Source organism: Tenacibaculum sp. (genome assembly GCF_048269885.1).
GTDB lineage: Bacteria > Bacteroidota > Bacteroidia > Flavobacteriales > Flavobacteriaceae > Polaribacter.
Genome location: NZ_JBLWTZ010000013.1, coordinates 1 through 16,343 on the forward strand (window position 1 = coordinate 1; position 16,343 = coordinate 16,343).

16 protein-coding genes are annotated in these 16,343 nt (G+C 32.7%); 11 read left to right on the forward strand and 5 right to left on the reverse strand.

Annotated features, from left to right (window positions below):
* The 3 genes from ACN0WY_RS10765 to ACN0WY_RS10775 form a co-directional block, all read right to left on the reverse strand.
* Positions 1–3,021, reverse strand: a 3,021-nt coding sequence (locus tag ACN0WY_RS10765) for a hypothetical protein (protein WP_417800355.1), incomplete at its 3' end; no start/stop codon positions are given.
* 376 nt (positions 3,022–3,397) lie between these two features.
* Complete coding sequence (locus tag ACN0WY_RS10770; RefSeq protein ID WP_330487131.1) at positions 3,398–4,531, reverse strand: cysteine desulfurase family protein; 1,134 nt, start codon at positions 4,529–4,531, stop codon at positions 3,398–3,400.
* Positions 4,532–4,590: 59 nt separating this feature from the next.
* The gene (locus ACN0WY_RS10775) at positions 4,591–5,136 is read right to left on the reverse strand and encodes a Smr/MutS family protein (protein WP_330487132.1); all 546 of its coding nucleotides are present in this window, start codon (positions 5,134–5,136) and stop codon (positions 4,591–4,593) included.
* An 83-nt stretch (positions 5,137–5,219) separates the two neighbouring features.
* On the opposite strand from ACN0WY_RS10775, the gene ACN0WY_RS10780 reads away from it, so the two are divergent.
* Positions 5,220–5,855, forward strand: a complete 636-nt coding sequence (locus tag ACN0WY_RS10780) for a hypothetical protein (RefSeq protein WP_330487133.1) — start codon at positions 5,220–5,222, stop codon at positions 5,853–5,855.
* Here the strand turns inward: ACN0WY_RS10780 and ppk2 (ACN0WY_RS10785) are convergent, their stop codons facing one another.
* Positions 5,856–6,635, reverse strand: coding sequence for a polyphosphate kinase 2 (ppk2, locus tag ACN0WY_RS10785; RefSeq protein WP_330487134.1), 780 nt, complete (start codon positions 6,633–6,635; stop codon positions 5,856–5,858).
* 2 nt (positions 6,636–6,637) lie between these two features.
* Positions 6,638–7,495: a polyphosphate kinase 2 gene (gene ppk2 / locus ACN0WY_RS10790; RefSeq protein WP_330487135.1), complete on the reverse strand. Its 858-nt coding sequence runs from the start codon at positions 7,493–7,495 to the stop codon at positions 6,638–6,640.
* A 68-nt stretch (positions 7,496–7,563) separates the two neighbouring features.
* Here ppk2 (ACN0WY_RS10790) and ACN0WY_RS10795 point away from each other — a divergent pair, with 68 nt between their 5' ends.
* The 10 genes from ACN0WY_RS10795 to ACN0WY_RS10840 all read left to right on the forward strand — a co-directional run bounded on the left by ACN0WY_RS10795 (position 7,564) and on the right by ACN0WY_RS10840 (position 16,260).
* A complete protein-coding gene (locus ACN0WY_RS10795) occupies positions 7,564–8,508 on the forward strand; it encodes a lipid A deacylase LpxR family protein (protein ID WP_417800356.1) in 945 nt (314 codons plus the stop codon).
* Positions 8,509–8,594: 86 nt separating this feature from the next.
* Positions 8,595–9,713 (forward strand): DNA polymerase III subunit beta, encoded by a 1,119-nt coding sequence (dnaN, locus tag ACN0WY_RS10800; RefSeq protein ID WP_125067899.1) that lies wholly within the window; start codon positions 8,595–8,597, stop codon positions 9,711–9,713.
* A gap of 136 nt (positions 9,714–9,849) precedes the next feature.
* The gene (locus tag ACN0WY_RS10805; protein WP_330487137.1) at positions 9,850–10,614 is read left to right on the forward strand and encodes an AAA family ATPase; all 765 of its coding nucleotides are present in this window, start codon (positions 9,850–9,852) and stop codon (positions 10,612–10,614) included.
* 9 nt (positions 10,615–10,623) lie between these two features.
* Positions 10,624–11,511, forward strand: coding sequence for a ParB/RepB/Spo0J family partition protein (locus ACN0WY_RS10810; RefSeq protein ID WP_417800357.1), 888 nt, complete (start codon positions 10,624–10,626; stop codon positions 11,509–11,511).
* The gene (locus ACN0WY_RS10815) at positions 11,512–12,090 is read left to right on the forward strand and encodes a DUF5683 domain-containing protein (RefSeq protein WP_330487139.1); all 579 of its coding nucleotides are present in this window, start codon (positions 11,512–11,514) and stop codon (positions 12,088–12,090) included.
* A 1-nt stretch (position 12,091) separates the two neighbouring features.
* Positions 12,092–12,793: a 4-hydroxy-tetrahydrodipicolinate reductase gene (gene dapB / locus ACN0WY_RS10820; RefSeq protein WP_417800358.1), complete on the forward strand. Its 702-nt coding sequence runs from the start codon at positions 12,092–12,094 to the stop codon at positions 12,791–12,793.
* Between the two features lie 79 nt (positions 12,794–12,872).
* A complete protein-coding gene (gene lepB, locus ACN0WY_RS10825) occupies positions 12,873–14,459 on the forward strand; it encodes a signal peptidase I (protein ID WP_417800359.1) in 1,587 nt (528 codons plus the stop codon).
* On the forward strand, positions 14,459–15,079 hold the full coding sequence (locus ACN0WY_RS10830; RefSeq protein ID WP_417800360.1) for a WbqC family protein: 621 nt from the start codon (positions 14,459–14,461) through the stop codon (positions 15,077–15,079). The genes lepB and ACN0WY_RS10830 overlap by 1 nt, the downstream gene beginning before the upstream one ends.
* A 36-nt stretch (positions 15,080–15,115) precedes the next feature.
* Entirely contained in the window at positions 15,116–15,688 is a 573-nt protein-coding gene (locus ACN0WY_RS10835) for a Crp/Fnr family transcriptional regulator (RefSeq protein ID WP_330487143.1), read from the forward strand.
* A gap of 188 nt (positions 15,689–15,876) precedes the next feature.
* Positions 15,877–16,260: a Crp/Fnr family transcriptional regulator gene (locus tag ACN0WY_RS10840; RefSeq protein ID WP_417800361.1), complete on the forward strand. Its 384-nt coding sequence runs from the start codon at positions 15,877–15,879 to the stop codon at positions 16,258–16,260.
* The last annotated feature ends 83 nt before the right edge of the window (positions 16,261–16,343 follow it).

A 16,343-nucleotide genomic window follows, 5' to 3' on the forward strand; every position in this document is an offset into this window, starting at 1 on the left:
CGCTTGGTAAGCGCCTCCAATACTGTATTCTACTCCTGCTTGAGTGTCAAATACTATCGTTCCGCTTGGTACTGCACAGGTAGGTTGAGTAGTACTGGCTACCGTTGGTACACTTGGAGAAGTAGTTGTCGTTACTACAACTGGTTCTATCTCATAACAACCGCTAACTGAAGTTAATTTTATATAATAAGTTCCACTAGTAGCTATTGAGTTAGGAGACGCTAAGGTATTAGTCGCAGCTGCATCTGTCCAATAGGTTAATGTGCCCGCAGAACTACTTCCGTTGACACCGTCTGTTACTGTGCTTGCCGTTAAATCAACAGTTGACGGGCTACATACTGATGCTGGATTCGTTATTATTAAAGTTGGTACAGCATCTGCGTTTGCTGTAGCACTTGTACCTACACCTTGCCCTTGTGTATTATTAGTTCCGTCAGCAGAACCACCAGAATTAACTATATTAGGAACACCATCACTATCTACTCCTCCTGTTATTCTACCGCTTGATAAGTCTGATATATCCACATCTTCATTCCCTTCTATAGCATCAAAACAACCATCTCCATCTGAATCGGTATCTAAATAATCTGGAATATTATCATTATCCGTATCAACACAAGATGAATACACTTTTACTGCTCCACCAATTCTATCTGGCCCTGAACCATCTTGATTTATGACATTGAAATTATTTATTCCTGCTAAAAAAGAAATAGTATTAAAAGAAGAACCATCTCTGGGTTGCATTAACTCTAAAGATGTAGAACTCGTTGATCGAGAACCATATACTGTAATATTTCCAGAAAAATCAATTTCGACCTTTAATCTTGGTATACCGTTAGTGTTTGCTAACCATGGTGAACTCATTAAAGAATTATCCGAAGTAAATTCCATAATTACTTCTCCTGAATTGACAATATTCTCTAATTGTAATACATTATTTGTATTTAATCCTCCGCCATTTATTTCTATCGCTACAGAGTTATCTACATAATAAAAATCAAATACCGCTGAAGAAACTGCTGATTGTGAAAAACTAGTGGTACTTCCTCCATCACCTCCAAAAACAGCAAAATAATTAGTTGTACAGGCTCCTTCCGAAGAATCAAGAATACCATCGTTATCATCATCTAAGTCACAAACATCATTTATACCATCTGAATCTGCATCATTTGTATCAACTATTACTGTCACCACCGCTGTTGGAGAACTCTCACATGCCACTCCATTTTGCGTAGATATTGTAATCCTCCTAAACTGTGTTGTAACTGTTAAAGCAGCTGGATCATAAATCGATGATGTTTCTCCAGAAATAGTACTCCAATTAGTTCCATCTTCACTCATTTCCCATCGGTAACTTATTGTACCACTTCCACTACCATCTACATCGCTTGTAAATGCTACAGGGTTTCCTCCACTGCAAATTACTTGATCTCCTGCAATGGTTCCTTCGGTAACTTCATCTTGAATTGTTACTACAACTGGCTCTATTTCATAACAACCACTAGCTGATGTTAATTTTATATAATAAGTTCCACTGGTAGCAACCGCTGCAGGAGTTGCCAATGTATTAGTAGCCGCAGCATCTGTCCAATATGTTAATGTCCCTACTGTACTACTTCCATTAGTCCCGTTAGTTATATTACTTGCAGTTAAGTCTACCGTGTTTGAGAAGCACACCGTAGGTGGTGGTGTAATGATTAAGTTTGGACTTGCATCAGCACTAAACACTAATTTTGAACCAACTCCTTGTCCTTCATCTCCTCCAGCATCTGCTGCTCCACCAGAATTTACCAAGTTTGGCACACCGAAATTAGTAATCCCCCCCGTTGAAGAGTAATCTATTCTATCATTTCCATCTAAATTAGAAGGTAAAACACTTTCATCTCCTTCCACTGCATCTGGACAACCATCAGCATCAGAATCATTATCTAATCTATCAACAATTGTATCTCCATCTGTATCAATATCAATACATTCTGTAGAACTAAAAGCTGGGTAAGAAAAAGAATCTACGTATATTCGCCTGCTTGAATTTGTCTGAAAGTTTGTTCCTCTAACTCTAATATACCTTGCAGCTGTACTTAAAACATATGCGATATTCTTATATGAATTGCTAGCTGAGTATGTATCTGTTAATGTATTTTCAAATGCAGAACCGTTTATAGATTGATCAATTAAAACACTTACACGATTATGAGCATTAGTCTGTGTTCTAATAGTAATGGTAGTGCCTTGTGGAACGACTTGACCTAAATCTACCGTTAAGAATTCTCCTGGATAATCTATATAAGCATCAACATTATCACTTACACCTAACGCCTCGTTTCTATTATGCCCATTACTTGAAAAAACAGCTGAGGCATTTCCAGCAGGTGTATTAGTTGTTGTACAATTTTGTTCATCAGTATCTAAAATACCATCATTATCATCATCTAAGTCGTATACGTCAGCTACATTATCTCCATCTGTATCGGTAGCACAATCTGTTGTTGCTGTACTGCCTCCATCTGCCAAAGTGATATTTGTTGCTTGACCTGAGTAATTCGTAACTAACAAAGCATAATATTTACCAGAAATTACTGTTGGTATATTAAAAGTAAAAAATGACTCGGGTTCATAATCGCAATCTAGTGGTGTTGAAAAAGAACCACATTGCCCTATCATATCTGAGATAGAATTAAATGGCCCCCATATAGCCCCATCTACATCTACAGATGTTGTACCATTGGTATTAGTCTGATTAATTATTAAGCTTCCCCCTGTACTTACTTGAAAGAAAAACCATTTAGAATTTGGAGTTGACCCTAAACAACCATAATCATTACCAGGATTTATAGTTTCTGCTGAGCCACCAGATGTTTCTGCTGCATACACCTGAGTAGTACCTATACAAACAGGGGTGTAATCCTCAATAACACTACAATCTTGTCCATAAGATCTAACTGAAAATAAGAGAATTAATACTAAAAAGAAAATCTTTTTATATGTACCGATTTTAGCAATGTAGTTTTCCCCCATAATAATACATTTTTATATATACAATGTTATGCCTCATTTTTTTAAGGCTCTTATTTTTTCAATAAACAATACGGTGAGATATAAAAAACCCCACACAAAAAAATGTTAAGTTGCTCTTTTACAACTTATTTCTTGTGGGGGGCTCCTAAAATTTTGAGTATGCAAAAGTAAACATTTTTTACTTTCACTAAAATATTAGATGTAAAATTAACAGTTTAAGTCACATTATAGTTAAAAAAAATAAGTTTTATTTACCAAATCAATAAAAACTATACAAAACAATCTTTTAAAACTACTTTTAAAGAATTTAATCTTCTAACTTAAACACATATACAAATAACTAAAAAAAATGCTTTAAAACAAATAAAACAGCCTATTATTTTTTTAACACTCTTTTTAACTGCATCAATACATAGTTGACCTCTTCAATTGTATTTAGCTTACTAAAGGAAAACCGTACAGATGTTTTCTTTTCATCTTCTCCTCTCAAAAACTCCTGTAACACATGAGATCCTTTACTACTTCCACTTTGACAGGCACTTCCACCAGAAACTACTACTCCTATCAAATCTAAATTAAACAGCAGCATCTTATCTTCAATTGGAAATCGTAAATTCAATATCGTATAACTTGTTTTTTCTATCAATTCTCCATTAACCTCTATCTTCGGGATTAGCTCTTGTATTTTTTTTGCAAAATATTTTTTTAGTCCTCTGATATACTCTTTATCTTTTTCTAAGTTTTCACAAGCAATGACCAGCGCTTTTTCCATACCAACAATAGAATGTACATTTTCAGTACCAGACCTTATTCCCTTTTCTTGCTCACCTCCGTGCAACATCGGTAGTATTCCTATCCCTTTTTTAAAGTAAGCAAATCCTACCCCTTTAGGTCCATGAAATTTATGTGCACTAGCAGCAATAAAATCTATTGGTGTTTTTTGTAAATCTATAGCATAATGTCCTATAGCTTGTACGGTATCTGAATGCAAATACGCATTATACTCTTTACATAATGCAATAACCTCTTCAATAGGCAATAGGTTACCAATTTCGTTATTCACATACATCAAACTCACCAAAGTTTTTTTCTTTGATTTATTTAGCAAGTCCCCCAGACTCTCCACTGAAACAGTTCCAGTTTCATTTACCCTAACGTAGTCTACAGTTATTTTATACTTTTTTTCTAAAAATTGTACCGTATTTAAAACTGCATGGTGTTCAATTTTTGAGGTAATAATTCTTTCTACTCCTAAATTTAAAACCGCATTGAATAAAATTAGGTTATCTGCCTCTGTTCCACCAGCCGTGAATATAATTTCACTTGAAGACACATTAAGTTGTTTAGCTATATTTTTCCTAGCTGTTTCAACCGCTGCTTTGGCTTTTCTACCATATTGATGTGTAGAAGAAGGATTCCCAAAATTAGTTTGCATTGACTGCCAAACAGCCTCAATAACTTCAGGCAACATAGGTGTTGTTGCTGCATTGTCTAAATAAACAGAATTCATAACACAAAAATAAGGTTTTCTAATAGACCGATGCATCTATTAGCTTTTCAAATAGTAAATTATTGATTTTGATAAATATACACTTCTGTCGCTCCTTGTCCGTATTTTTGATAAGAAGCATCGTAATATTTAACAGCATAGTTGTTTAATAAATATTGCAACTCTGTTTTTAAAACTCCATCTCCTACTCCATGAATAAAAACCAGCTTAGAAATTTTTTTTGACATGCAGTATTCTAACTTGTGCTTTGCTGTATTAATTTGTAATGATAAAATATCGAAATTATCCATTCCTCTTGTAGATTTTACCAATTTTTCAACATGTAAATCCACCTCCATTACTACTTCTTTTTTATCCTTTACAAAAGAGGTTTTCTTCTTTTTTTCTTTCGATTGAATTTTAGCTTTCAACATCGGGTTATTGATATCAGAATACTTACTTAACTCACTTTGATCTAATTCTATTCTTACGAGCTCTTTCTTAGCAAAACAGTACTCCATACCATCCGAATCTAATATAAAAACATCGTTTCCAATTAATTTGACAACCACCCCATTAATATTGGCATCTATAACAGCTACTTTATTTCCTATTTCTAAACACATCCTTAACCTTTATTTAATTAACTAAAAGAGTATTAGCTTGTATTTTTGCAAATAATTTTACGCTGCAAAAGAACTGCAAATAAATGATAAACACTAAGAATATCGATACAAAAATTTTCTTTGAAGAAGCAAGAAAAGAGTTAATTCTTTCTGAAGATCGAAAAGAATTGTTACTTGAAATTGCCGATACCATTTTTGATGAATTTAAAGATAGAGAAAAAATAAATTTAAACTTTATTTGCACTCATAATTCTCGCAGGAGTCAGTTTGCACAGGTATGGAGTTTTTTTGCTATTGAATATTTCAATTTAAAAAACATATTCACTTATTCAGGAGGTACTGAAACAACTTCTTTCCACAGGAATACAGTTAAATGTTTACAAAAAACTGGTTTTATCTTTAGTGTCGTTGATTTTTCTCATCAAAATCCCAGATATTTAGTTTCTTTTAATGACACTAAAAAATCTATTTTAGGGTTTTCAAAACTATACGATCATCCTCAAAATAGTTATCCTTTTATTGCTATTACTACTTGTGACAATGCGGATCAAAACTGCCCATACATTCCCGATGCTATTGAACGTTTTCACTTACCGTATAGCGACCCAAAAGAATCAGACAATACAGAGCTTACCGAAGAAACATACCTAAAAACAAGCAAACAAATAGCTGGAGAATTCTTTTTTATTTTCAACGAAATTAAACAACAGTTATCTTAGTTACACTTCTATACTTTTATCGTAAGGAATGCTTTTTAATATGTGATTAATTACACTTATTCTCGCCATTGTTTTTCTATTAGCCCTAATAACTTTCCAAGGAGATGTTTCTGTGTTGGTTTTTGAAAACATTGCTTTTTTATACTCTGTATAGTCATCCCAAAGCTCTTGCGCCTTTTCATCTACAGGTGTCATCTTCCATTGTTTTAATGGATTATTTTTTATGTCGTTAAAGCGTTTCGCTTGTTCTTTCTTATTAATAGACATGTAAATTTTCACCAAACGAATACCCGATTCTAAGATCATGCGTTCAAAATCATTTACTTGATTCATGAAGATTTCATACTCTTCTTGCGTACAAAAGCCATTAACGGGTTCCACCACAGCTCGATTATACCAACTTCTATCAAAAAAAACGATTTCTCCTGCTTTAGGAAACTGCTCTACATATCGTTGAAAATACCATTGTGTTTTTTGATCTTCATTCGGCTTCGGAAGTGCTACAATTCTCATATGACGAGGATTGATACGCTCTGTAATTCTACGTATTGCTCCTCCTTTTCCCGCTGCATCTCTACCTTCAAAAATTACAATTATTCGTTCATTCTCCTTAATTGCCCATGCTTGCAAACGAATTATTTCAACTTGTAATTTTTTTAACTTTCTTTCATAATCAACATATCGAACTGCTCTTTCTAAATTAAAAGATTTCGACAATAAAGCTTTTAAGCCTCTAGTTGTATTTAATTTATTTACATCTCTTTGAGTTAAATTCCCCATACTTAATCTAAATGTTTTACTGAACGATAATAGCGCATTACTATATTTGGATCTGGTGTTAGAACTGTTTGAGCCTCTTCTCTTCCCTCATAATCAAACTGCGATAATACATGACGCATGCATTCTACCCTAGCCTCCTTTTTGTTATTTGTCTTTACAACTATCCATGGACTATAAGCTGTATGAGTTTTACTAAACATCTCGTTCTTGTAATAACTATATTTATCCCATAACTCTTGTCCTCTTTTATCTACAGGACTAAACTTCCAACGCTTTAAAGGATTGTTATTTCGAGAATTAAAACGACGTAATTGTTCATCTTTAGATATTGATAACCAAAATTTTATAACCACCACGCCATCTTCGTATAACATATGCTCAAATTCTGGTACCTGAACCAAAAAATTATTATACTGGTCATCTGTACAAAACCCCATTACGGGTTCTACCACAGCTCGATTATACCAACTACGATCAAAAAACACGATTTCTCCAGGGTTCGGCAATTCTTTAATATATCGCTGAAAATACCACTGCCCTTTTTCTACTTCTGTAGGCTTATTTAAAGCTACCAAACGAGTGGAACGCGGATTCATATGTTCCATAAAGCGTCGAATACTTCCACCTTTACCAGCGGCATCCCTTCCTTCAAAAATAACAGCCACCCGTTTTTTATTTTTTGCTATCCATTGTTGAAGTTTCACTAATTCTATTTGCAACTTCCTTAACTCTTCTTCATAATTTAGCTTCACCTGAACCTTCGTGATAGATATTCCTTTTTCTTTAATAATAGCCAACAATTCTTCATTTGTTGATACACTTTCAAAATCTTCAATTGTTAATACAGGTTCTTCTTTCATAAGTATATTAATTATTCTTGTTGATAATTTAATCAAGGTTGTGCTAAAATAATACGATATTTACAGCTATGAAAAAAAATGTACTACTTTTATTTACCTTACTTTCTCTTCCTTCTTTCTCTCAACACAAATATGCAAAAGAGTTTAGTTTTATAAATGATAATGACTTATATATATCTACCCACCAAGATCGATATTATACCAATGGAGCTTTTTTAACATACCGTTTCTTAAGTAAGAATCAAAATAAAAATGTTGATAAAAAAATATATGAGATTCAATTAGGACACCATATGTATACACCTTACAAAGCTATTGTAGAAACGGTTGAAGAACACGACCGTCCGTTTGCTGGTTATCTGTTTGGTAGTTTTGGTGTTAATAAGTTTTATACAAACGAGTCTATTTTAAAAACAGCTATACAAATAGGCGCTATAGGCTCATCATCATTTGGTGAAGAACTACAGGGCATTATACATAAAATATATGGTTTTAAAGAAGCTACAGGTTGGAACTATCAAATAAAAGATGCAGTTACTCTTAATTTAAAAGCCGATTACATAAAAAAGATAACTAGAGACAATCTCTTCGATCTTACTTGGGTTAGTTCTGCCAGACTAGGTACTGTATATACTGATTTTTCAACTGGTTTATACTCTCGTATTGGGTTCAAACCTTTAGAAAACATTATTAATTCTATCGCTTTCCATGGAAACTTGAACAATCAAAATACCAATTTTAATAATAAAGCCGAGGTGTTTCTATACCTAAAACCAATGCTACATTATATTGCCTATGATGCCACTATAGAAGGTAGCTTTTTAAACAATGGAAGTCCAGTTACATTTGATATAAAACCTTTTACGTTTACTACAGAGATCGGAATTCGTTTTACCAGTAATCGTTTTAATTTTGGATATGTTGTAAATTACCACACAAAAAAACTCAAAAGTTCACGTGTTCCCAAAGGAAATTTTTACGGTTCAATACAGTTAAATTATCAGTTTAATTAAGCTTCTTGCATACTTACAAAAAAATAATTTTTAAAATCATCAAATTAAGATATATTTGTAAGTCTAATAAATAGAAAAATTACTAAATGAAATTTATCGTATCTAGCTCACAATTATTAAAACAACTACAAGTTTTAGGTGGGGTTATAAATAGCAATAACACGTTACCAATTTTAGATAACTTTTTATTTGAACTATCTGAAAACGAATTAAAAATATCAGCTTCCGACCTTGAAACGACAATGTCGTCTGTTATTGAAGTTGAAAGTACTGATACCGGAGCTATTGCTATAAATGCTCGTTTATTATTAGATACTTTAAAAACATTTCCTGAACAACCACTTACTTTTAAAGTTGAAGGAGACAACACTATTGAAATTATTTCTGAGCAAGGAAAGTATGATATGGCATACTTTAGTGGCGATGAGTTCCCTAAAGCAGTAGAATTACCTTCTCCTAGCAGTACAGAAATTCCATCTCATATTTTGGCTACGGCAATATCTAAAACCATTTTTGCGGCTGGTAATGATGATTTACGTCCAGTTATGAGTGGTGTATTTTTCCAGTTCAATTCAAAAGAATTAACTTTTGTAGCTACCGACGCTCACAAATTAGTAAAATACACTCGTACTGATATTACTGCTGATAAATCAGCTGAATTTATTATGCCTAAAAAACCTTTAAACTTATTGAAAGGAATTTTAGGGGGTTCAGAAAACAACGTTACGATTGAATACAACGACACTAATGCTAAATTCACTTTTGACAATGTGGTATTAATTTGTCGTTTAATTGACGGAAAATACCCCAATTACGAAGCTGTTATTCCAAAAGAGAATCCAAACAAATTAACTGTTGATCGAGCTTCTTTCTTAAACTCTGTTCGTCGTGTATCTATTTTCTCTAGCAAAACAACACATCAAATTCGCTTGAAGATGGCAGGTACTGAGTTAAATATTTCTGCTGAAGATTTAGATTACTCAAACAAAGCCGACGAACGATTAAACTGTGATTATCAAGGAGATGATATGCAAATAGGGTTTAACTCTCGTTTTTTAAGCGAAATGTTAAACAATTTAAACTCTAACGATGTTTTAATTGAAATGAGTTTACCAAATAGAGCTGGAATTTTAACTCCAATTGACGGAACTGAAGAAGGAGAATTAGTAACGATGTTAGTAATGCCTGTGATGTTAAACGGATAATAAAATCCTTTATACATAAAAATTACAAAAGCCACAGAATCAAAACTCTGTGGCTTTTGTAATTTTATTAACGTCTTTCTCTTTCAAAAATGATAAATAATTGTAAATTTACCTCTTTCAAACTTTATAAATTATAATGGGTAGAATTATTGCAATTGCAAATCAAAAAGGTGGCGTAGGTAAGACTACTACATCTGTAAACTTAGCTGCGGCTTTAGGTGTTTTAGAAAAAAAAGTATTGTTAATTGATGCCGATCCCCAAGCAAATGCTACTTCTGGTTTAGGTTTAGACGTTGAAAGTGTAGAAATTGGAACATATCAGGTTTTAGAACATACAATTCCTGCAAAGGACACTGTTTTAAAAACAGACTCTCCTAACGTTGACTTAATCCCTGCTCATATTGATTTAGTAGCTATTGAAATTGAATTGGTAGACAAACAACAACGCGAGTACATGTTAAAAAAAGCGTTAGAAGAGATTAAAGATGATTACGATTTTATTTTAATTGATTGTGCTCCATCTTTAGGTTTAATAACCTTAAACTCTCTAGTAGCAGCTGATTCTGTTGTTATTCCGATTCAATGTGAATACTTTGCTTTAGAAGGTTTAGGAAAATTATTAAACACCATTAAGAGTGTTCAGAAAATACACAATCAAGAATTAGAAATTGAAGGTTTGTTATTAACTATGTTCGATTCTCGTTTACGTTTATCAAATCAAGTTGTAGATGAAGTACGCAAACACTTCAGTTCTATGGTTTTTGAAACAATAGTGCATAGAAATATCCGTTTAAGTGAAGCACCAAGTTATGGCGAAAGTATAATTTCATACGATGCAACGAGTAAAGGTGCTGTAAATTACTTAAATTTGGCAAACGAAATTTTAACTAAAAACGCATAATTACTGTAAATGGCAAAAGCAACAAAAAAACAAGCTTTAGGTAGAGGTTTATCAGCATTATTAAAAGAAACTGCAGAAGTAAATTCGGCAGAAGACAAAAATGCCGATAAGTTAGTGGGAAACATTATTGAGATTGATATTAATTCGATTGATGTAAATCCGTACCAACCTAGAACTTATTTTGATGAAGAAGCGTTGCGCGAATTGGCTAGTTCTATCAAAGAGTTAGGTGTTATTCAGCCTATTACTGTACGCAAACTATCTAGTAATAAGTTTCAATTAGTTTCTGGTGAGCGTCGTTTTAGAGCCTCTAAACTTATTGGTAACAAAACAGTTCCTGCTTACATTCGTTTGGCAAACGATCAGGAAATGTTGGAAATGGCATTGGTAGAGAATATTCAACGTAAAAACTTAGATCCAATTGAAGTTGCCCTTTCTTACCAACGCTTAATTGATGAAATTCAACTTACACAAGAAGAGTTAAGTACTCGTGTAGGTAAAAAACGCTCTACGGTTACCAACTATTTACGCTTACTTAAGCTAGATCCTATTATTCAAACAGGAATGCGTGATGGCTTTATTTCAATGGGTCACGGTCGTGCATTGATTAATGTTGATAGTAACTCTGATCAATTAAATATTTATGAGAAAATTGTTCGTGATAAACTATCAGTACGTCAAACTGAAGAGCTCGTAAAAAACTTAAAAGCGGGTAAGGTTGCTAAAACAACCAAAAAGAAGGTTTTACCAAATTATATTTCTGATAGTGTAAAAGATATTAGTGATTATTTTGGGCATAAGATTGATGTGACTGTTAATAATCGTGGAAAGGGTAAAATTTCTATTCCTTTTCATTCGGAAGAAGACTTTAACCGTATTAAAAACTTACTAAAGTAATTGAACGTACGTGTAATCATATTCGCTTTTTGTAGTCTTTTTTTGTTTCAAAATACTTTTGCTCAAAAAGATTCTATTGCTGTTAGGGCTAAACAACTTCAGTTAACAAGCGACAAATACAATCCTTTGTCGCCTTCTAAAGCAGCCTTTTATTCGGCTATTTTTCCTGGAGGCGGACAAATTTATAATGGAAAATACTGGAAAGCTCCTATAGTATGGGCAGCAATGGGTGCCAGTGCTTATTTTTATATTGATAATAGCGATCAGTACGATCGCTACCGAACTGCCTTTAAACTTCGTAAACAAGGATTAAAAGACGAATTTACTAGAGATGATGGAACCGTTCTTATTTCTACAACGGGCTTAGAAAGCGCCCAAAAAACCTTACGTAAAAATAGAGATTTATCTTTGTTAACAGGGGTGCTTTTATATGTTTTACAAATTGTTGAAGCCAGTGTTAATGCACATTTGTTACAATTTGACACAGATGATAGCTTATCTGTAAAACCAGTAATCACTCCAGATCCTTTATTTATCGAAGCACCGAAAGTTGGTTTAACACTAAAATATTCTTTTTAAGATGAAAATAGCCTTACTTGGTTATGGTAGAATGGGTAAAGAAATTGAAAAAATTGCTTTACAAAGAGGACATGAAATTGTTATAAAAACTTCTGGAAAAGAAGAGTATGATATTACAAAAGCTGATGTAGCCATTGATTTTAGTATTCCTTCTTCTGCATATAACAATATTAGCAACTGTATTAACAATAATGTACCAGTTATTTCTGGAACTACTGGCTGGTTAGATAAATACAACGATATTGTTGATTTATGTAATGACAAGAAAGGTGCATTTATTTATGCCTCTAACTTTAGCTTGGGAGTTAATGTTTTCTTTGAATTAAACAAACAGCTTGCAAAAATGATGAGCACTTTAGAGCAGTACAATGTTTCTATTGAAGAGATTCATCATACTAAAAAGTTAGATGCTCCAAGTGGTACTGCAATTACATTGGCAGAAGGTGTTATTGAAAATACTAACCAAAAAGCTTGGGAATTAGACAAAAAAACATCTGAAGAAAATATTCCTATTACAGCTATCAGAACTCCGGATGTTCCGGGTACTCACACCGTGACTTATAATTCTGAAATAGATACTATTGATATTAAACACACTGCTCATAATCGTCAAGGCTTTGCTTTAGGTGCTGTAATTGCTGCTGAGTGGTTACATAATAAAACAGGTGTTTTTACCATGCGAGATGTGTTAAACTTAGGTTAATAACGTAACAAACAACTCAAAAAACACACAAATAAAATTGAATTTTATTCCTTACAAGGAACTACAAAATATATAGATTATGACATTTACTGAATGGTTTTTATTCTTTTTATTCATACAAGTTGTTCATTTTTTAGGTACTTGGAAATTATATACCAAAGCTGGTAAAAAAGCTTGGGAAGCTGCTGTACCTATTTATAATGCCATCGTATTGATGCAAATAATAAATCGTCCAAAATGGTGGGTGATTTTATTATTTATTCCTATTGTAAACCTATTAATGTTCCCTATAATTTGGGTTGAGACTTGTAGAAGTTTTGGTTTTAACAAAAGACCTGACACTATTTTGGCGATTCTAACTTTAGGCCTATATATCTATTATATCAACTACTTTACAAATGCAGAGTATATAGAAAACAGAAGTTTAAAACCTAGATCTCCTTTAGGTGAATGGGTTAGCTCTATTGCTTTTGCTATTATAGCTGCTACTTTAGTGCATACTTATTTTATGCAGCCATATACCATTCCTACATCTTCTTTAGAAAAAACCTTATTGGTTGGTGATTACTTGTTTGTAAGTAAATTTCATTATGGCGCTCGTGTTCCTATGACTACAATCGCAGCACCTATGGCACATGATACAATTCCTGGGTTGGGTGTAAAATCATTTTTATCTGATGATAAGAACAAGGAAGGTTTATTAAACAAGCTTTCTTTACCATATATGCGCGTTCCTGGTTTTCAAAAAATTAAGCGTAACGATATAGTTGTTTTTAGCTGGCCTTCAGATTCCTTAGCAACAATGTGGGGAGATAATTCTGGGAAATTTACTTATAAGCCTATTGACAAACGTACCAACTATGTAAAACGCGCTGTAGGTACTCCTGGTGATAGCTTAGAAGTACGTGATGGTTATGTATTTATCAACGGAAAAAAAACGGTATTACCTGATAGAGCAAAGCCACAATGGTACTTTTTTATTGACACCAATGGAGAAAACTTACCTCAGAATGTTATCAGCGAGTTTAATAAAAATAAAGAAGGTCAAATGACTAATGATGGCAGATATGCTCTAAACTTGACAGATGATGAAGCTGCTTTAATAGCTAAAAACCCTATTGTAAAAAGTATAGAAAAGCACATAACTCCAAAAGGGACTTACGATAAATCTGTTTTTCCTCACGACCCAAGATATGCTTGGTCTACTGATAACTTTGGACCAATATATATTCCTAAAAAAGGAGTTACTGTTGAATTAAACTCTAAAACCATTCCTTTTTATGAGCAGATTATTCGCAGATATGAGAATAACAACTTAACAACCTTTGGAGACGACATTTATATCAATGGTAAGAAAGCAAAAGAATATACTTTTAAGCAAGATTACTACTGGATGATGGGAGACAATCGTCAACGCTCATTAGACGCTAGAAATTGGGGATATGTACCTTTTGACCATGTGGTTGGTAAACCTGTAATGATTTGGTTAAGTTGGGATGCCAACGCGCCTAGTTTTATTGCTAAATTAAATTCTATTCGTTGGGATAGAATGTTCACTACTGTTGGCGGTAGTGGTAAACCTGTTTCTTATCTTTGGTTAGTTTTACTATTAATTGGAGGTTATACTGTATATAGTTTTAGAAAAAGTAAAAAGAAGAAAGCGTAATGTCACTTTTTATCCCTACTTACTTTGCTCCTATTTCACAGTATGCAGCAATCTATCAATCGGATGCTATTACTTTTGAAATAGAAGATAACTATCAAAAACAGACCTATCGAAATCGTTGTTATATTTATGGAGCAAACGGTAAATTAGCTCTGAATATTCCTGTTAAACACAAGATAAGTGAAGGTAGAAAGAAAACAAAAGACACCTTAGTTGAAAATGATTTTCCATGGCAACAACAGCATTTTAAATCGTTACAATCTGCTTATCGCTCTTCTCCCTTTTTTGAGTTTTTTGAAGAAGATTTACTGAAAATTTTCAATAAAAAATATACCTATTTGCAAGATTTAACTATCGACACTCACTTATTTGTATGTGATGCCTTGGAAATAGAACAACAATTTAACAAAACGACTAGTTACGAGCTCCTCCCTAAAAATACTGATTTTAGAGCCCTAGCTATTGCTAAAAAAGGAATTGAAATAGAAATGGATACTTACATTCAAATGTTCGATGATAAGTATGGCTTCATCCCTAATTTATCAATTTTAGATCTTCTATTTATGGAAGGTGCTAACACTATTAGCTTTTTAGAAAAAATTAATGTAAATTTGAGATAGTCCCCTCTAATTATTTCATCCTTATATTATTTACTTATGGAGTTTTTTAGAGAGTTTTCCCAAAATTTCCATCCTTTATCTGAAGGTGCTTTAAATAAAATTTTTAAGATTTTATCCCTACAAAAATTTTCTAAAAACTATAAACTAGTTTCTTTAGGTCAGAAGCCTACAAATATATATATCTTAAAAAAAGGTATTATAAGGTCATATAACATAGATATCAAAGGAAAAGAGCACACCAAAACTCTTTACACACCAGTAATTACATCTGGTAACCTCGGTGCTTTGATTAAAAATGAGCCTTCTGAGTTAATTTACGAGTGCTTAACAGACTGTGAAGTTTTAGAATGCAATTATCATGATTTTTATAAGCTTTCTTTACAGCATCATGAAATTTCTATTTTCCACTACAAAATACTACAAAACATATATATTAGAGAAGAATCTAAAATTTTAGAATTACAAATGTTAGATGCTACTCAAAGGTATAAAAAGCTACAAGAAAACCACCCTAATATTGGCAACCTTATTAATCAATATCACATAGCCTCTTACCTTAATATCACTCCAGTTCAGCTGAGTAGAATAAGAAGTAATTATATTTATTAACATATGTTAACGGTGGTATTATAAAACTGTCTTACATTTGTCTCTGTAATTAACAAGTTACATACCCCTTAAAATATTTCAGACCTAATTTCCCCTTAAAGTTAGGTCTGTCTTTTAACTTCTACAACTGAAAGTTTTTTATTAACTTAGTGTTTTTACCCTCACTATTATCATATAACTTGTTAATTATGAATGATGATATAAAAAACTTTGTTCATCACTTTATTGATTTACCTGACGATTTAGTTTCTCTCTTTGAAGGCATTGTTACTTATGTAGAGTTGAAACCCTATGAATTTTTCACAAAAGAAGGTGAATACTCAAATCATTTTTTTATAATCAAAACAGGAATCATGCGGTCCTACTTATTAAACGAAAAAGGGTCGGAAACAACTAGAGCTTTTTTTATTTCTGGCGATATTTCTGGTGCTAATTCTGCTATGATGCAAAAAACTGCTTCCGAAGTAAACTATCAAGCTTTAACAAAAGTAACAGGTTATAAAGGAAATTACGATAAACTTATAGAGCTAACATTGCGGTATAAAGAGTTTATTTTATATAAAAACTCTTGAAAATGCTTATTTAAAAGCAGAAAAATTACTTTTAGATATCTCTACACTTAGCTCCACAGAAAGATATATTACTTTAAAAAAAA

Bases quoted from the DNA above. Each gene is read 5' to 3' on its own strand.
- ACN0WY_RS10835 (WP_330487143.1), top strand. From the start codon at position 15,116: ATGGAGTTTTTTAGAGAGTTTTCCCAAAATTTCCATCCTTTATCTGAA.
- ACN0WY_RS10780 (WP_330487133.1), top strand. From the start codon at position 5,220: ATGATAAACACTAAGAATATCGATACAAAAATTTTCTTTGAAGAAGCA.
- ppk2 (WP_330487135.1), bottom strand. From the start codon at position 7,495: ATGAAAGAAGAACCTGTATTAACAATTGAAGATTTTGAAAGTGTATCA.
- ACN0WY_RS10795 (WP_417800356.1), top strand. From the start codon at position 7,564: ATGAAAAAAAATGTACTACTTTTATTTACCTTACTTTCTCTTCCTTCT.
- ACN0WY_RS10830 (WP_417800360.1), top strand. From the start codon at position 14,459: ATGTCACTTTTTATCCCTACTTACTTTGCTCCTATTTCACAGTATGCA.
- dnaN (WP_125067899.1), top strand. From the start codon at position 8,595: ATGAAATTTATCGTATCTAGCTCACAATTATTAAAACAACTACAAGTT.
- ppk2 (WP_330487134.1), bottom strand. From the start codon at position 6,635: ATGGGGAATTTAACTCAAAGAGATGTAAATAAATTAAATACAACTAGA.
- ACN0WY_RS10810 (WP_417800357.1), top strand. From the start codon at position 10,624: ATGGCAAAAGCAACAAAAAAACAAGCTTTAGGTAGAGGTTTATCAGCA.
- ACN0WY_RS10840 (WP_417800361.1), top strand. From the start codon at position 15,877: ATGAATGATGATATAAAAAACTTTGTTCATCACTTTATTGATTTACCT.
- dapB (WP_417800358.1), top strand. From the start codon at position 12,092: ATGAAAATAGCCTTACTTGGTTATGGTAGAATGGGTAAAGAAATTGAA.
- ACN0WY_RS10775 (WP_330487132.1), bottom strand. From the start codon at position 5,136: ATGTGTTTAGAAATAGGAAATAAAGTAGCTGTTATAGATGCCAATATT.
- ACN0WY_RS10770 (WP_330487131.1), bottom strand. From the start codon at position 4,531: ATGAATTCTGTTTATTTAGACAATGCAGCAACAACACCTATGTTGCCT.
- lepB (WP_417800359.1), top strand. From the start codon at position 12,873: ATGACATTTACTGAATGGTTTTTATTCTTTTTATTCATACAAGTTGTT.
- ACN0WY_RS10805 (WP_330487137.1), top strand. From the start codon at position 9,850: ATGGGTAGAATTATTGCAATTGCAAATCAAAAAGGTGGCGTAGGTAAG.